This is a genomic window from Chitinophaga hostae (assembly GCF_018224885.1).
Lineage (GTDB): Bacteria > Bacteroidota > Bacteroidia > Chitinophagales > Chitinophagaceae > Chitinophaga > Chitinophaga hostae.
Genome location: NZ_JAGTXB010000011.1, coordinates 84,580 through 101,550, shown reverse-complemented (window position 1 = coordinate 101,550; position 16,971 = coordinate 84,580). Strand labels below are relative to the sequence as shown.

General features: G+C 48.6%; 9 protein-coding genes. 5 read left to right on the top strand and 4 right to left on the bottom strand.

The window, feature by feature from the left end:
* Nucleotides 1–51 precede the first annotated feature (51 nt).
* Nucleotides 52–918 (bottom strand): helix-turn-helix domain-containing protein, encoded by an 867-nt coding sequence (locus KE626_RS21430; protein WP_249207617.1) that lies wholly within the window; start codon nucleotides 916–918, stop codon nucleotides 52–54.
* Between the two features lie 109 nt (nucleotides 919–1,027).
* On the opposite strand from KE626_RS21430, the gene KE626_RS21425 reads away from it, so the two are divergent.
* Nucleotides 1,028–1,603, top strand: coding sequence for a Crp/Fnr family transcriptional regulator (locus tag KE626_RS21425; protein WP_211975009.1), 576 nt, complete (start codon nucleotides 1,028–1,030; stop codon nucleotides 1,601–1,603).
* Between the two features lie 3 nt (nucleotides 1,604–1,606).
* On the opposite strand, the gene KE626_RS21420 is transcribed toward KE626_RS21425, so the two are convergent.
* The 3 genes from KE626_RS21420 to KE626_RS21410 all read right to left on the bottom strand — a co-directional run bounded on the left by KE626_RS21420 (nucleotide 1,607) and on the right by KE626_RS21410 (nucleotide 9,315).
* The gene (locus KE626_RS21420; RefSeq protein WP_211975007.1) at nucleotides 1,607–2,281 is read right to left on the bottom strand and encodes a DUF4386 domain-containing protein; all 675 of its coding nucleotides are present in this window, start codon (nucleotides 2,279–2,281) and stop codon (nucleotides 1,607–1,609) included.
* 94 nt (nucleotides 2,282–2,375) lie between these two features.
* Entirely contained in the window at nucleotides 2,376–5,270 is a 2,895-nt protein-coding gene (locus tag KE626_RS21415; RefSeq protein WP_211975005.1) for a polysaccharide lyase family 8 super-sandwich domain-containing protein, read from the bottom strand.
* A 76-nt stretch (nucleotides 5,271–5,346) separates the two neighbouring features.
* Nucleotides 5,347–9,315: a two-component regulator propeller domain-containing protein gene (locus tag KE626_RS21410; RefSeq protein ID WP_211975004.1), complete on the bottom strand. Its 3,969-nt coding sequence runs from the start codon at nucleotides 9,313–9,315 to the stop codon at nucleotides 5,347–5,349.
* A gap of 285 nt (nucleotides 9,316–9,600) precedes the next feature.
* Between KE626_RS21410 and KE626_RS21405 the strand changes: the two genes are divergently transcribed.
* Genes KE626_RS21405 through KE626_RS21390 form a run of 4 tightly spaced genes read left to right on the top strand, consistent with a single transcriptional unit; the run spans nucleotide 9,601 to nucleotide 16,929 of the window.
* The gene (locus tag KE626_RS21405) at nucleotides 9,601–12,717 is read left to right on the top strand and encodes a SusC/RagA family TonB-linked outer membrane protein (RefSeq protein ID WP_249207615.1); all 3,117 of its coding nucleotides are present in this window, start codon (nucleotides 9,601–9,603) and stop codon (nucleotides 12,715–12,717) included.
* Nucleotides 12,718–12,727: 10 nt separating this feature from the next.
* Nucleotides 12,728–14,761 (top strand): RagB/SusD family nutrient uptake outer membrane protein, encoded by a 2,034-nt coding sequence (locus KE626_RS21400; RefSeq protein WP_211975003.1) that lies wholly within the window; start codon nucleotides 12,728–12,730, stop codon nucleotides 14,759–14,761.
* 17 nt (nucleotides 14,762–14,778) lie between these two features.
* Nucleotides 14,779–15,690 (top strand): DUF5017 domain-containing protein, encoded by a 912-nt coding sequence (locus KE626_RS21395; protein ID WP_211975002.1) that lies wholly within the window; start codon nucleotides 14,779–14,781, stop codon nucleotides 15,688–15,690.
* 3 nt (nucleotides 15,691–15,693) lie between these two features.
* Entirely contained in the window at nucleotides 15,694–16,929 is a 1,236-nt protein-coding gene (locus tag KE626_RS21390; RefSeq protein WP_211975001.1) for a glycoside hydrolase family 88 protein, read from the top strand.
* Nucleotides 16,930–16,971: the final 42 nt, after the last annotated feature.

The following is a 16,971-nucleotide window of genomic DNA, read 5'->3' as shown; positions in this document are numbered from 1 at the left end:
GGAAAGGGCCGGCAACAGATAGGGCGGCGTTCAAAAAGTGTTGTTAAACGTTCAATTTGAAAGTTGGTATTGCTTCGGCGTTATTCCATGAATTTGTTTAAACGACTGAATGAAGCTGGATAGGTTCTCATAGCCCAGTTCGAAATAAATTTCGCTTGGTTTGCATTCCCCCTGTTTAAGTAGCTGAGCCGCTTTCTGCATCCGTTTTTCAAGCAGCCATTTATTGGGAGAAGTGCCGTAAATTTTGGCGAAGCGACGTTTGAAAGTGGATAGACTCATATTACACAGAAAGGCCAGTTCGTCTACTGTTACCGCATTGGAAATGTTATCTGTCACTGCATGACGGATCAGTAAATCATCGTCGGCATGGTAGCCGAAATTGCGGAGCTGCCGGAGTTGCTCAGGATAGCGCTCACTTATATATAGCAGCAATTCCTCCAGTTTTACTTTTCGCATTTCGGAAGATAGCGGCTGCCCGGCGGCCAGCATAAAACCGAGCGACTCAATAAAGTTTACAAGGAATCCGTCTTTTTCAAATACCAGGAACGGCACTTCATTGTTTTGCTGATGGGATGTTCGGGGGGAGACCGGATGACGAATGAAGAAATCTGCCAGTACTTTATCTTCGCAAAAAAGCAGTATACTCCTATAACGGCCATCAGTTGCTGCCATCTTCTCGCTCATCAGGCAGTTACCGGACGACAACAATAAAAACTGGTCAGGGTTGATGGTTACCCGGGTGCCGGCGTATTGAACACTTTTCTGCCCTTCGAGTAAAAAGCTGAATAAGTTTTGCTGCAATTTGATCCTGGCGTTGATGCTCACTACATCTGAGTTATATCGCATGATGGAAATGGGTTCCACCAACAGTTGTGAACCGGCGGAATGGAAATGAGCGGATGCCATTGACTTCTTCATAATGCTACCCGGTTTTAACAGCAGCACAAAGGTAATCGGATAAATAAAATAAACGAGATTTCGCCTGATAACAAAGATCAAATGCTACTTTTACATCAATCGGAAAAAAATGGAAAATGAACTGTTGGCATTTTTATCAAAACTGGATGTATTTACTGGTAATGAAATAGATGAACTGGGAAACCTGTTGACCGTTAAAACAGCAAAGAAAAATACAGTAATAGTTAAGCAGGGGCAAGTTTGCTGCGATTGCTATTTTGTACTGAAGGGCTGTTTGCGGCAATATGTTATTTCAGACGGCGCCGAAAAAACAATTGCCTTTTACACAGAGGAACAGGCAATTAATTTTTATACCAGCGCTGTACAAAAGAAACCATCACAGAGCTTTTTGATCAGCCTGGAGGATACTGTTTTACTGGTTGGAAACCCCGAAATAAACGCAGGAATGTTCGCCAGGTTTCCCAAACTGGAACAGCTCACACGGAAAATGATGGAAGAATATTTTGGACAGACACAGGATTCATTTGCTGAATTTATGACCTCCTCTCCGGAAGAACGTTATCTGAATTTGTTGACAAAAAGACCGGAGCTCATGCAAAGGGTTTCACTATCCCACCTCGCCAGCTATCTTGGAATAACGCCGGCGTCTTTAAGCAGGATCAGAAAACGGATCATCAAAAAATAATCATCAGGCGCACAGGTATTTTTTTCGGCAGATATAAATAAGCCAGACCGCTAATGCCATCTCACCAAGGGCCATGGGCAAAGCCAGTATCATATCAACCTTATTGCGATAAACTTCATACAGTGGCCATAGCTGATGACTGACATTCGTAGATATATAACAAGCTCCTGCAAAGAGCACCAGGAATACCAGCGTTTTGGGTACAAAGCCTGCGTTTTTGAGCACCATACCCAGTATGCATAAATGAATACCGAAAATGATCAGACCAAGGGACCACGTATGTAGAAATAAGTCCAGGTTATTCATCACCATCTCTTTATCCTGTGGCGTATCCTGCAACTGATGCCCGGCTGATACCAAATACGTAATCGCTTTACCCAGTATTGCGGCGTACATCAATCGTGATGCGGCACTTATCAGTGAAAGTAACGGGCTTGCCTTTTTAAACAGCGCATATAATGCCAGGGCAACAATTACATCTAAAATCAAAATAATAATAAATGAGGCTATCACCGATGTTAAAAGCCAGCTTGTATTATTGAGACGGCTTACCGTGGCATCGCCGTTGCCGGCCACATATAAACGCTCAAATGCAAAACCATAGCCAAATCCGGCAACCACTGCCATGGTAAGCAGTGAGATGCCGGCAATTGCAGATATTCTTCTTTGACTCATCATAACACAAAAATATTCCAACAGGGCATTACATTTTTTAACTATAGTTAAGAAATGCGGTGATTGTTACCATCCTGTGGAAAATTTCCTGCCAGACTTACATCTTCACCACTTTTTTCACCAGTTGTTTTCCCTTGCTGCTTAATATCAGCAAATACATCCCCGGTGGCAGATCATTGACTGATATCTCAAACTGTTGCCGCCCATCGGGTTGTTTCACTTTCACTGTTTTGCCGGCAGCATCGCGGAGCTCCGCTTTCTGCCAGCGTTCGGCGCCGTTTACATAGATGAATGCACCTGCCGGATTGGGAAAGATGCTGATCCCCGTTTTTGTATCTGTGGTTTTTTCTAACGTCATTATCCGGGCAGTGTTACCGGTACTGCAAACCAGCATGGGCCGCCGGGAAGAGTCACTGCTTTCACGCGAGTTAAAGATGGCATCGGTGGTGGCGCCGGCCAGCGCTGATACCAGCTTTAAAGTAAGCACACCATCCGTTGATTGCTGGGAGAGGGCGATGCTGGTTACATCCCACTCGGCGAAGTTGCCCGCTGCACGCCCCATAATGGTATCTACCGCACTGGTAGCCGCCGGCATATTGTTGTAGGTGATCCCGGATTCGGTCCAGCTGTCGTTGCTCACATATTGCGCCACCCAGGGAACGCTTGATATACTGGTGTTAGCATAGTTCACATACATCCGCAGTTTTATCTGGCTGGTGCCCGCAGGCAGTGCGCCTACATTAAACCTGAGAAATATTTCCCGTGTATAGCTTACCGTTGCATCCTGCTTCAGTACAAGAGAGGCGGTGCCATAGTTCACGCTGCCGTAGGTGGAACCCCCTCTTACGTAGGCATCTGCCACTGCAGTAATAACGGCAGCCGGGGAGTAAACAGGCGTTTGGCTGTTGACCAGGTATTGAACGGACGAACCGGCAAAGGGTCCGGAAGGCAGATTGGCCGTTAGCTCACGTGTTTGCGAAATACCCGGAAGGTCCAGCAATATGTTAACCGGCGAGGATGACTGTGCGGGATCAGCAACAGTAACTTTCACATTTGGGGTACCCACATTGCGTAGCATCAGCGCACACGGACGATCAACCGTAACCGTCAGCGAATCTTTATGGAAAGTACCTGCCTGGTAAAACACCATCTGCCATATATTCAACGTGCGGTGATATACCACCTGCGCATTGGCCGTATTCTGCTCAACGCTTACTGCTGCGGTATCATATGTACTCATGTTTTGCCCGGGTAATACATAATACACATAGGCGCCGTTGGTTGGTGAAGTGCCATGATTAAACCAAAGCTGAAACACATCCATGTTCTGTACAGTGCTGCTGCCGCCATTGTTGATGCTTTGCCAGGTACCGGATTGCGATTGCATGCTTAGCTGCAGCTGGCCGCCCGCAGGAAAGTAATAGCTGATGCCGTTGTGCGTGATCCATTTTAAAGTGTTGTTGTAACTGTAGGTACCATTGGCAACGGTATTCACCGCGCCATTCACGTTGGCAGATACAGCGCCGTTGAGGAGACATTGGTTTACAGTGGTATTGATGGGCTGTGCGGCGGTGGAACTGATACCCGCACCTAAACAAACGATTTCGTTGTCGAAGAAGAACCAGGCTTTGCGGGCCTGTGTATTATAATCAGAGAATTGGAGCGCTGACATGCCATACAGGGAGTCGGATACGCCGCCCGCAAAGGCAGTGGCGCCGAAATTGACGCCCCAGGGGCTGCGTACGGGGATAGTGGTGATATAGGGAACAGTGGTACCTGGTATCCTGCTCCAGTCCCATACAGGAGGAATGTTATAGTATTCGTTGCCGGCGGCGGCAATATGTGTGGATCCATCCGACAGGTAGTACCCTTTCAGGTTCTCGCCGTTGCCGTTTTCCTGCTTGGCGGTACGGGTGGAGGTCATATGTACCCCAAACAGGTAGCGGGTACGATGATGTAAGGTGTAGTCTGAACGCCAGAAATGAGTATGCAGGGAGGGCAGCAAATACCCTGGCGGCTGGGTACCATTCAGTCGCGCGATGTTCTCGTCGTATTCCCCGATATGGGCGGTATCCAGCACTTTAAGTTTTTCCAGGTGGGCGGTAACGCCAACGGCTAATTGATTTACGCGGCTGATGCTGCGGCCGTTGGTGCCATAGTCGATATAGCGGGAACGGATGGCCTTGAGGAAACCGTTCCGTACAAAGTTGCTGAACACCGACAAACGGGTCCCTGACAAAGCATAGGAGGTGCCACGGAGATAATATGCGATTTTGGTTTCGCCTTCCACGAATACAGAACCATAACCAAAGAAATACAATTGAGGACCATGCTGCTGATAGGAGTAGTCGTGCTGTATCCCTTCCGCAGTGGTGAGCATGAGGGGGTAAAATACCTGGTCAACACTATATTGCATCAGGGAGTCGTTGGCGGTCAGGCACGACCGGTACATAAAATGGGTGGCCACATCCAGCTTGTTGGCGCTGGTTTGACTGCCCGGGTTGCCGCGGTTCATCTGGGTAAGCAGGGCGGTACGCAGGCTACCCAGGCTTTGCGGCACTGTATCCAGCAGGATGAGGATTTCACCGATGCGTTGGGGATTGGAGATCTGGTTATGGTACCAGTTCCAGCTTTGCGGATCGGCGGTGTTCCAGTAAGTGAGACTATTTACGATAGCGGTGAAAAGGGTACTGCTGTGATAATATGAACTGGCTGATTTCGTATAGGCCTGTGCAAACGTCTTTACCCGGTTGATGTGTACATCGGCTGTATAAGAGGTGGAGCTATAGGCATAGTTCACATCCGGCCAGGCGCCATTGGTTTGCAAGGTAGCCAGCGTACCGGTTACGCTATTGTCTAAGGTAGTGGTGTTGCTCGCTTGTGAGAGCAGCTCCGACCGGATCCGGTCCATAATAGTGACGTAGGCAGTTTGCCCCCATGCACAGGACGCATGACAGAAAAGGCTGAGGATAAGCAGCAAGTTTATTTTCATAACAGTGGGTTTGAAACAAATCTAATGATCCCTGTCTGTTGGGCGGGGTGGTTTTTACAAGTAAAAGGGGGGATTTTTATAAATCGGCTGCTTCGGCAAACTCCGAAGGCGTTTTCCCAAACTGTTTTTTAAACTCCCGGCTAAAATATTTCCGGTCGTTGTAGCCAACCATGTAGGCCACCTGGTACACAGTATGTTGACGGGTACGTATAAGGGTGGCGGCTTTTTTCAACCGGAGGGATTTTACAAAGTCGTTCACCGACATATTGGTAACGGCCTTCAGTTTTTTATACAGCACGGGTTGACTCATGGCTACTTTACGGGCCAGCATTTCCACGCCAAATTCGGGGTCGTCCATATGTTCTTCTACCAGGGTTATTACCGTTTCCAGGAAGGCATTATCCACGCTGTTGGAAAGGGCATCGGGTATGGCTGTTGTTGTTTGCAGCTGCCGGCTAACGCGTTCGCGTATTTTTTCACGGGAGGTGAGGAGGTTCCGGACGTGGAGTGCCAGCACTTTGGTGCTGAAAGGTTTGGTGAGATATAAGTCCGCCCCGGTTTCCAGGCCGCTGACATGATCTGTTTGCGAGCTTTTGGCGGTCAGCAGTATTACAGGTATATGACTGGTGCGTGCATCGGTTTTAAGTGCCTGGCAAAACTGCAGCCCGTCCATTTCCGGCATCATCACATCGCTGATCACTACATCGGGGATCTGTGCTGTGGCGGTGGCCAGTCCGTCTGCCCCGTTTGCGCTTTCCAGTACCAGGTATTGGTCCCGGAAGGTTTGGCTGATAAGCGCGCGCAGTTCGGGATTGTCTTCCACAATATGAATAGTAAAAGGTTGCAGCGCGCCAACGGCGATGGCATCAGGATCCATGGCAGGAAGCGGTGCCGTTGCCGGCATAACGGGCATCGCAGCTGCGGTGCTTATGGTATGTTGGGAGCCATCAAAATGTTTGGCGCCCGGTGGCAGGGAAACTGTAAAACAGGTACGTCCTTCTTTTTCCGGGGTAGACGGTTCACTTTCCACGCTGAGCATGCCTTTGTGCTGCTCCACGATATTTTTGGAGAGCGCCAGCCCTATGCCGTACCCGGTGTTCTGTACGCCGTGATCCTGTACCTGGAAGAAGTTGGTGAATAATTTGTCGAGGTAGGCAGGCGCAATACCGCGGCCATTATCGGTGACGGTGATCACCGCAGTTTGCCGTACCTGCGTAACATGCAGCTGGATGCGGCCACCATCAGGCGTAAATTTAAATGCGTTGCTGAGTAGATTGAAAAATACTTTTTCCAGCTGTTCGCGGTCGAAATAAACCAGGGCAGTTTCCATATCATGCCGGAATTCCATACTGATATTCCGGTCAAGGGAAATTTCGCGGAAGCTGGTGTATATCTGGTCGAGAAACGGGATCAGATCCTGTTCCTGTATATGCAGTTTGAGGTGATTGGTTTCCGCCTTGCGGAAGTCCATCAATTCGTTCACCAGCTTCAGCAGCCGGTCGGCATTGTTGCGCAGCTGCGAGAGGGTGGATTGCAGCGGATCATCTTTCTTCAGCACATCCATCATCTTTTCTACCGGCACCAGCAGGAAGGTGAGGTGCGTACGGATTTCATGGGAAACATGTGTGAAGAAATTCAATTTCACCTGGTGCAGCTCTTCTTCCTTGCGCAATAATGCCCAGAGGAAAAAGAAACGGGTAACGAAGAATAACAACAACGCAAAACATAACAGGTAAATGCCGTATGCCCACCAGGTTTGCCAGAATGGTGGCAGAATAGTGATGCTCATCCTGGCGGGTTCACTCCAGATGCCATCGTTGTTGGCGCCTTTTACCCAGAATGTATAATGACCGGAAGAAAGGTTGGTATAGGTTACCGCCGGATTATCCGTTTCTATCCAGTCGCGGTCCGCACCCTCAAGCCGGTATGCATAGCGGTTTTTGTTGCTCTTTACATAGTTGAGCAGCGCAAACTCCAGCGTAAAAACTTCCTGGTTATGATGGAAATATAACGCATTTGTATAGCTGATATCCTGTTGTAACAGCCCATCCTGGCGCCCGATGCCTACCGGTTTGTTGAAGAGCCGCAGCCCGGTAAAGCGGATGGCAGAAGGGCGGGAGTTGGTAATGATCTTCCCGGGAAAGAAGCTGGTAATACCGTTGTATCCACCGAAGAGGAACTCGCCCTGGCTGTTGCGCAGAAAGGAATTGTAATTAAACACATTGCCCGCGATACCGTCACTAACAGTGTAGGTCCGAAAGGATTGAGCTGCCGGATCAAAACGGACAAGTCCATTATGAGTGCTGATCCACAGGTAATGCTGGTCATCTTCCAGGATCCCGATCACATTATCGTTTGGCAAACCGTCTTTTTCTGTGTAGTGCCGGAGGAGTTTAAAGTTGGGATCATACTTCATCAATCCGCCAAAATACATACCCACCCAGATATTATGTTGAGCGTCTTCCTGTATGGAATTAACATAACCCGGTTGGATCAGCCGCATGAAGTCTGCTTCAAAAACATACAGATTACTGATGGTACCAATGAGGATGCGGTGGCGTGAATCTTCTAAAATGTACCGGATCGATTGTTTGGCAGCAATGCCGGTCAGGATAGAATCGGCTTGTTTTTCCAGCTCGTGGCCGTTGCGGTGGAGCAGGTACAGATGGTTGTTGGTGCCCACCCAGAACCTGTTCCGGCTATCCTCCAGCAGCGCCGTTACCTCGCTGGAATAAGTATTCGGATCCCTGGTATCATAGAAATAGCGTCTGAAGTTTCCCTGCTCCAGCAGGTTCAGGCCGCCGCCATGAGTGGCAGTCCATATGTTGTGATCTTTGTCTTCATATACTACCTTCACCAGGTTGGATCCGAGACTGGTGGGTTGGTCATTATGTTTATAAGAGGTAAACTGCCGGGTAACCCGATTGTAATAATTCAGTCCTCCGCCTTCTGTGCCAATCCAGTAGTTGTGCTGGGTATCCTCGAGAATACTGCTGATCACGTTGTTGCTGATACCATCGAGGGGGGGATGTTGTTGCCAGGCTGTAAAAGAGGAGCCATATGGATGTACCATATTTACGCCGCCAAAATAGGTGCCCATCCAGATCACACCGTTGCTATCTTCATAAATACTGTGGATGGAATTCTGACTAAGGCTATTGCTGTTACGCGGTTCCTGCTGATAGTGCCTGCTGGTCATATTCACCGGGTCTACAATGCTCAGCCCTTCCTGTGTGCCGATCCACATGTGGCCGGCCTTGTCGCGGAGTATACGTCTTACATTATTATTAATAATGGCAGGTTGCTGCAGTGGAGAAAAATGATGGGTAGTAGGATCATATATACTAACCCCGCCGGTTTGCGTGGCCACCCATAATTTGCCTGACGCGTCTTCCGTGATGCTGGTAATAAAATTCATGGTCAAACCGGAAGCCTGTCCGTCTTTATGCCGGAAGGTTTCAAAATGGTTGCCGCTCATTTTGGTAAGACCATTACTGGTGCCGATCCAGATATTCCCCTGTCGGTCTTCATACACACAACGCACCACATAAGCGGCAATGTTATCCGGGGTGAAGAATTCCTGCCGTTTACCATCCAGGAGGTAAAGTCCATTGTTGGCGCCCACCCAGTGCCGGCCTTTGCTGTCTTCGTAAATGCAATTGATATTTAATTGCTTGCCTGGATCAAGCTCCACACGTTTGAAACGATCGAGCTCGGGATCATAGGTAGCCAGTCCCGCTGAGCTGCCTACCCAGAAAAGGTTTTTCCGGTCGCGGTACAAACACATGATCTGGTTGCCGGGAAGAGAGAAGCTGTCTCCGGCCTGCTGACGGTAAATTTTAAAACGATGTCCATCGTAACGGTTGAGACCATATTGTGTACCATACCAGAGAAATCCCTGGGCATCTTCTGCAATTGACAATACAGCGTTATGGGATAAGCCGTGTTCAACGGTGAGATGATTGAATGTCACTTCCTGCCCGCTGCTTTTTGTAAAGGCAGCCAGGATCAGCAGGCATAAGAACAGGAAGCACCTCGAAATCATCCTCTAATATAACAATTGTATTTACCTCAAAGGGTGTTTTTATAAATATTCTCTTTTTACTATTTTGATAATCAGCAGATTGGAGGGGGATTTATAAAATTCACCCCATTCATTTATGATTGTCACCCCCTGATCCGGCATCGTTACCACATATTTGTGCATCACGAGTATTTCCGCACAATTCCACTTTTTATGATGACTAAGACATGCCAATCAACCAACAGGGGAAGAGGGTCTTGCTTCGCCTTCCTTTATCTTTTTGCAGGAGTCATATGGATGTTCCTTATGCCGTTTTCTCTTTTTGCACAACAGAAAAAAACAATATCCGGTACTGTAAGCGCCAAAGATGGTACGCCGCTGATAGGGGTAACAGTAATGGTGAAAAATGAAAAAACGGGTACAAGTACCGACGGCAACGGGCATTTTAATATTTCGGCAACACCCGGAGCCACGCTGGTATTTACTTTTATCGGTTTCGGAAAAGTAGAACAGCCGGTCGATAGCCGTGCAGCATATGATGTACGGATGAGTGAGCAGGCCGGTATGCTCAATGATGTGGTGGTAGTGGGATATGCTACCCAGCAACGTAAAGACCTGACCGGTGCGGTAGGTAGTGTGAATATGAAAGATTTTGAGAAGGCGCCCGTAAAATCGTTCGATGAGGCGTTGGCAGGCAGGGTAGCTGGGGTAGCTGTGGCGAGTAATGATGGTCAGCCGGGATCGATCTCCAACATCGTTATCCGTGGCGCAGGATCTATCACACAAGATAATTCCCCGCTGTATGTAATTGATGGTTTTCCTACAGAAAGTTCAAATGCAAACGCTATCAGCCCCGGTGATATTGAATCCATTGATGTATTGAAAGATGCATCTGCTACTGCCATCTATGGCGCCCGTGGCTCCAACGGTGTTATCCTCATTACCACAAAAAAAGGGAAAACAGGCCCGCCGCAGGTTACCTATAACGGTTATTATGGCTGGCAGCAGATACCCAATAAAATTCCATTGCTAAACGCTTATGAATTTGTCAGGTATGTGGGAGATATCAATCCTGGTATCTACGATTCCGTGTATCTCGCCGGAGGCGCGAAACTGGAAGACTACCGTAATAAGGAAGCCACAGATATGCAGGATTTTATTTACCAGGTGGGTCAAAACCAGAACCACGATATTGCGGTGCGCGGTGGTAACGACAAAACCCGGTATTCGCTCTCCGGTAATTTTAATAATCAGAAGGGGATCATTATCAATGGTGGCTTTAAACGTTACCAGGGCAGGTTTTCACTCGATCAAACCGTGAGCAGCAAATTGAAGGTGGGTATTAATGTCAACTATGCCTACAATGAAACTTTTGGTATCCCGGTATCTGCCACCAATTTCTATGCATCCGCCACTACACTTTATTCGGTATGGGGATTCCGTCCCACGACCAGTATTTATGGCCGCGACAGCGCGGTGAACCTGGTCGACGAGTTTTACGATCCGGGAAATGAGCTGGCGAACAACCAGGATTACCGCGTAAACCCGTTACAGAATATTCAGAACCAGTATACGATGAATAAGGTGAACAACCTTTTCGCTAACGCATACGCCGAATACGCCATCACCAAGGAACTGACCTTGCGCATAGCTGGTGGCATCAACAATGTGAATACAGAAATTGACATCTTCAATAATTCCAAAACACAGTCCGGCAGCAAATGGAACTCCAATGGAGTGAACGGCAGTGTTGATTTCCGGCCTACCTCCTTGTGGCGTTCTGAAAATGCGCTTACCTATCGTAAAAACTGGAACAAACTCCACCACCTGACCGTACTTGGCGTATTTGAAGCACAAGGATATAAAAATTCGCAACGCAAATTTTCTGCTAATCAAATCCAGAATGAAGATCTCGGAATGGATGCCATTGATCTGGCCGCACCAGCCAATACTTCATTGACTTCACTCAGTTCCAGCTGGACAATGGGTTCCGGCGCGCTGCGGGTGAACTACGATTATGATTCGAAATATCTTTTCGCGGCCTCCCTTCGTGCAGATGGATCTTCCAAATTTGCGGCCGGCAACAAATGGGGCTACTTCCCGGCAGTATCAGCGGCCTGGCGCTTCAGCAGCGAGCCGTTTATGAAAAATGTACGTTTCATCAGCGATGCCAAGATCAGGCTGGGCTACGGTGCGTCGGGGAATAACAGGGTGGGGGACTTCGCCTACCTGTCGCAGTTACAGCTTACCAATAACCAGTACTGGTATGCTGCAGGTAATGGTCCCCTGGGCATTGGAGCGGTGATGATTTCTTCCGGTAATAAAGATTTGCGCTGGGAAACTAATGAGCAAACCAATATAGGGCTGGATCTGGCTCTTCTGAAAAACAGGCTCACACTGACCGTTGACGCGTATTTGCGGACCACAAAGGATCTGCTGCTGTATGCTGCATTACCCTATGCACATGGAATCGAGAATGCGCAAGGATTTAAAAACGTGGGCCAGCTGCAAAACAAGGGACTGGAGATCACAGTAACCGGCGTGATTGCCGACAGCAAAGCGTTCAGCTGGAACAGCAGCTTTAACATCAGTTTTAACAGCAACAAAATACAATCGCTGGCAGAAGGACAACAATCCATTCTTTCCGGTTCCGGCACTTTTTTCAATACCACTTACTCCGGCTTGTTCCCTTATATTTCCGTGATTGGCAGGCCGCTGGGCGAAATGTATGGATTAGTGTTTGATGGCGTATACCAGTATGGTGATTTTGATGCGATGCCAAATGGCACCTACCTGCTGAAACCTGATGTGCCCACCAATGGCGCCGCGCGAAATGCTATCCGTCCAGGTGATATTAAATACAAGGATCTGAATGGTGATCTGCAGGTGAACAACCAGGATTACACTATTATCGGCAGCGGTTTACCAAAACATACAGGCGGTTTTAGCAACGATTTCCGTTATCGCAATTTTGATCTGAATATATTGCTGCAATGGTCGTATGGTAATGATATCATCAATGCGAACCGGTATGTATTTGAAGGTGGTATTGTGAACAATCCCAACCTCAACCAGTTTGCTACTTATGCCAACCGCTGGACGCCCACCAATCCAAGTAACACCCTGTTCCGTGCAGGCGGTATGGGTAATGCAGCCTATTCTTCCCGCGTAATTGAGGATGGTTCCTATCTGAAACTGAGAACCGTTTCGCTGGGATACAACGTGCCCGGTTCTTTGCTGAAGCGTGCGAAAATAAAAAATGTACGCATCTATGGCGCCGCACAAAACATTTATACATGGACGAAGTATTCCGGTATGGATCCGGAAGTGAGCGGAAGACCGGGGAATCTTACCCCCGGCTTCGATTATGCCGTTTACCCGCACTCATTGTCTTATGTGACCGGTTTAAATGTAACCTTCTAAAATGATGAACATGAAACGTATTTGCATCCTGGCATGTATAGCAATAGCAGGGCTTACTTCCTGCAAAAAATTTCTCGATACCAAACCAACGGATTTTTATACCAGCGACAATTATTATGGAACAGAAGCGCAGCTGCAGCAGGCCCTGAATGGCGTGTACGGCGATCTGATGCGCCCCGAACTTTATGCGCAGGTAATGGGTTTCAACTTTGTATCCACTACAGACGAGGTGATGTCCAACCGCACGGCAGACGGCGATGCGCGTGGATTGCGTTATAACTATGATGCATCGCTTGTACATATTGCCGGCATCTGGCGCTATGCATACGTGGGTATCAATAATATTAACGCCTTGCTTGATAATATCGACAAACCCGCAATGGATGCTTCCCGCCGTAATATTATCAAAGGACAGGCCTTGTTTCTGCGTGGCTTCCTGTATTTTATTCTTACCAGTAATTATGGAGATGTGCCGCTGGTCCTTCACACACCCGCCATCAATGATGTAAACATGCCCCAGGTTAAACAGGCGGATATGTATAAACAGATTGAAAAAGATATGAAGGAAGCGGAGATATTGTTGAAAGACTATACCGTTACCCAGGCGAAATTTAATGACGTGGTAACACTCACCGCCGTGCAGGCCATGCTGGCACGCGTGTACCTTTACTGGGCCGGTTATCCGCAAAATAATACCACCAAATACCAGGATGTGATCACCTATACAGATAAGGTAATCCTTTCCGGGCTTCACGCATTGAATCCCGATTATCGCCAGGTATTCATCAACCTGGCCAGGGACCAGTACGATGTGAAAGAAAATATCTGGGAGCTGGGCTCTCTGGGCGCAGCTGCCGGTGTAGTGAACAAATCGGGAAATGACATCGGCAACTTTGTAGGTATCCAGTCTACAGTTACGGCGTTGGATTCTACTTCCTACAATGCTGCGGCATGGGTGTGGGTGACCAAAAAATTATTCGATTCGTATGAGGTGGATCCTGGCGGGGTGGCGGCTCCTAACAAGGCTTCGCTGGATATTCGCCGTGACTGGAACTGTGCCGGCTATATCTATACCGGAACAAATCCACGTGTAAAAGCAACCCGTCCGAATCCCTGGCAGATGTGTGCCGGCAAGTTCAGACGGGAGTATGTGCCGCAGGCCATCCGCAACACCAATGGTGTAGGCGGTACCTACAATATCAACTGGCCGGTGATCCGTTATTCAGATGTATTACTGATGCGCGCAGAGGCGGAGAACTACCTGAACGGCCCTGCGAATGCTTATAACTATATTAACCAGGTAAGAAAAAGAGGATATGGATTAATGAATGGGAACGTGGTTAAATCCATTACCATGGTGAAACTGGGAGATGGTTATACCCAGGCTCCTGCCGTAAGCATCACCGGCGGCGGTGGCAGCGGCGCCACCGGAACTGCTATTGTTACCGGCGGCAAAGTAAACGGTATTTATCTCAGCAATCCCGGCGCATTAACGCCAGGGTCTTATTATACCTCCTCTCCGGTTGTAGTGATTGGCACTTTCTGGACGCCAGGCATCAGCTATGCAGCGGGTATGCAAATTACCAACAACGGAATGCTGTACACCGTAACAACGGCAGGTACTTCCACCAATACAGCACCAACTCATACCACGGGTGCTTCTGATGCTGCTGTAACCGGCGCCGTATTTACCTATGCGGGAGAGGCGGCCACCGCTACGGCCACTATCACAGTGGGCAATGAATCTGATCTTACACCGGGGCTTAACAAAGAGGCATTTCAGCAGGCCATTCGCGATGAACGGATGCGCGAGCTGTGTTTTGAAGCAGTGAGGAAGGCCGACCTGATCAGGTGGGGAAGTTTCGTGACAGACATGCAGAACTTTGCGGCATGGGCTACGTCCAACGGCGCAGGTGTAACATCTACCGGCAACCCTAACGGTTTGCAGGGGATACGCAATGTGAGTGCCCGGCATGTGATGTTGCCGAAGCCAACCTATGAGCTTAACCTTAACCGCCTGTTGACACAAAACGAAGGCTGGTAATTAAAAAAAGTACAACCATGAAAAAATCACTCCTCATATTATTGCCTATCCTGGCGGCAGCCTGTTCTAAAAAACTGGAAGTAGCTGCACCGGATTTTAATGTTACGTTAGATCCTGCACGGCGCGTAGCAGACACGTTTACTTATCGATTGGGAGATACGACCCGCTTCAAATTCAGCGGCGCCGCAGGTAATATCGCATTTTACTCCGGGGAGCCCGGCAAGCGTTACGATGGGCGCAGCGCTGCTTATAAGCTTGGCCGCATTATGCTGAGCTTTTCTTCCAAAGCGGAATTCGGTACACAGGCGAATACCCTGCAGGTATTGGCGACTAACAAACTAAAGGGCCTCGATTCTGCTGCCGTAACGGATGCTGCATGGACAAACATCAGTAACCGTGGCACACTGGCAAGCAATGCTACCGTGGCGCCTTTTGGCGCAGTTGATGTCACCGACCTGGTGGCAAACGAAAATGATTCATTATTCATAGCTTTTAAATACAGCGGTGTAACGGGTACCACCCAACGTACCTGGACGATCACCGAATTTACAGTGAACAATGTATTGCCGGAAAAAACTGTTTTGTTAAGCTCCTTGTCAACAGACGTTGCTTACTGGACACGTTACGGCAATGTATGGAGCCCTGCCAATGGCCGGTGGACAGCATCTGCTACGGATCTTAAAATCACAGGAGGTAACAGCAGTGCATCCGGCAATACCAGCTGGATTGTCACCAGGCCATTGTATGCAGGCCGTGTTCCGGGCGATGTGAGCACCGGCATTAAAAGTATCAATGAACCGGACAAGCAGGAATATGCTTATGTATATCCGGCTCCCGGCGTATACAGGGTCGCCTTTGTGGCGTTTAACCACACGCTGGATGAAGAAAAAAGTGTGATACGGGAACTTATCATTAAAGTGACACCATAGCATATGAAACCATTGCTTTATCTTATTTTAGCCGCCGGCCTGACTGCCTACACTGCAGGCGGGGAGATGGATTTTATCAGCACTAACGCGGGCTTTGCGCAGCAACAGCTCAGGCATATGCTGAAGGATACGGAATCCCGTGATAGCCTGGCTTTTCCCCGGACCATCAACAAGGAAGGGAAAATGATCACCACTTCGATGTACGACTGGACGCCCGGCTTTTTTCCCGGCTCGCTCTGGTATGCCTACGAACAAACAAAGGATCCCGTGTGGCAGCAGGAAGCTGTAAAATGGACGGAAAAACTGGAACCGCTGAAAGATTTTACCCAGCACCATGATCTTGGTTTCATGATGTATTGCAGTTATGGCAATGCTTACCGGTTAACCGGAAACAAAGCATACAGGGATATCCTTATCCAGGGCGCCCGTTCACTCAGCACGCGTTTCAGCCCGGTAACCCGGAGCATCAAATCCTGGAATGCGTTTAAGTCATGGCATGGGCAGCAGATGTATTATTACCCGGTGATCATTGACAACCTGATGAACCTGGAGTTGTTGTTCTTTGCTTCCAGGGAAACCGGCGATACCAGCTTTCGTCATATCGCGGTAAGTCATGCGGAAGCCGCCATGCAGCACCAAATACGCCCGGATTACAGCTCATATCATGTTGTATGCTATGATACGACCAATGGTCAGGTACTTGCCCGGGAAACCGCGCAGGGATTTGCGGATAATTCTACCTGGTCACGCGGTCAGGCATGGGGTATTTATGGATTTACGATGATTTACCGGGAAACAGAGGATCCGCGTTTCCTCAAAACGGCGGCCGGTATGGCCGACTGGTTCCTGGACAACAAAAATCTTCCGGCCGACAAAGTACCTTACTGGGATTTCAATGCCGAGGAAGCAGGATTCAAACCAGGCATACGTTCCAATGCCAACAATATAAAAACAAAATACCGGGATGTTTCTGCGGCCGCTATTGTGGCATCAGCCTTGTTTGAACTGAGTCGCTATGTCGACAACAGCAAAGCTGCTAAGTATCGCCAGGCAGCCATCACTATGTTGCATTCGCTGGCGGGAGCCGCGTACAGGGCGCCTGCGGAAAAGAACGGTAACTTTATACTGATGCACAGTGTGGGAAGCATTCCGCACAATGCCGAGATCGATGTGCCGCTGGTGTATGCGGACTACTACTTTATGGAGGCGTTGCAGCGGTATAAGGCTTCGCTAAATTAGCATCCCGGGGTCCCCACACGGTCCTCTTTAAAGGGCCATGTG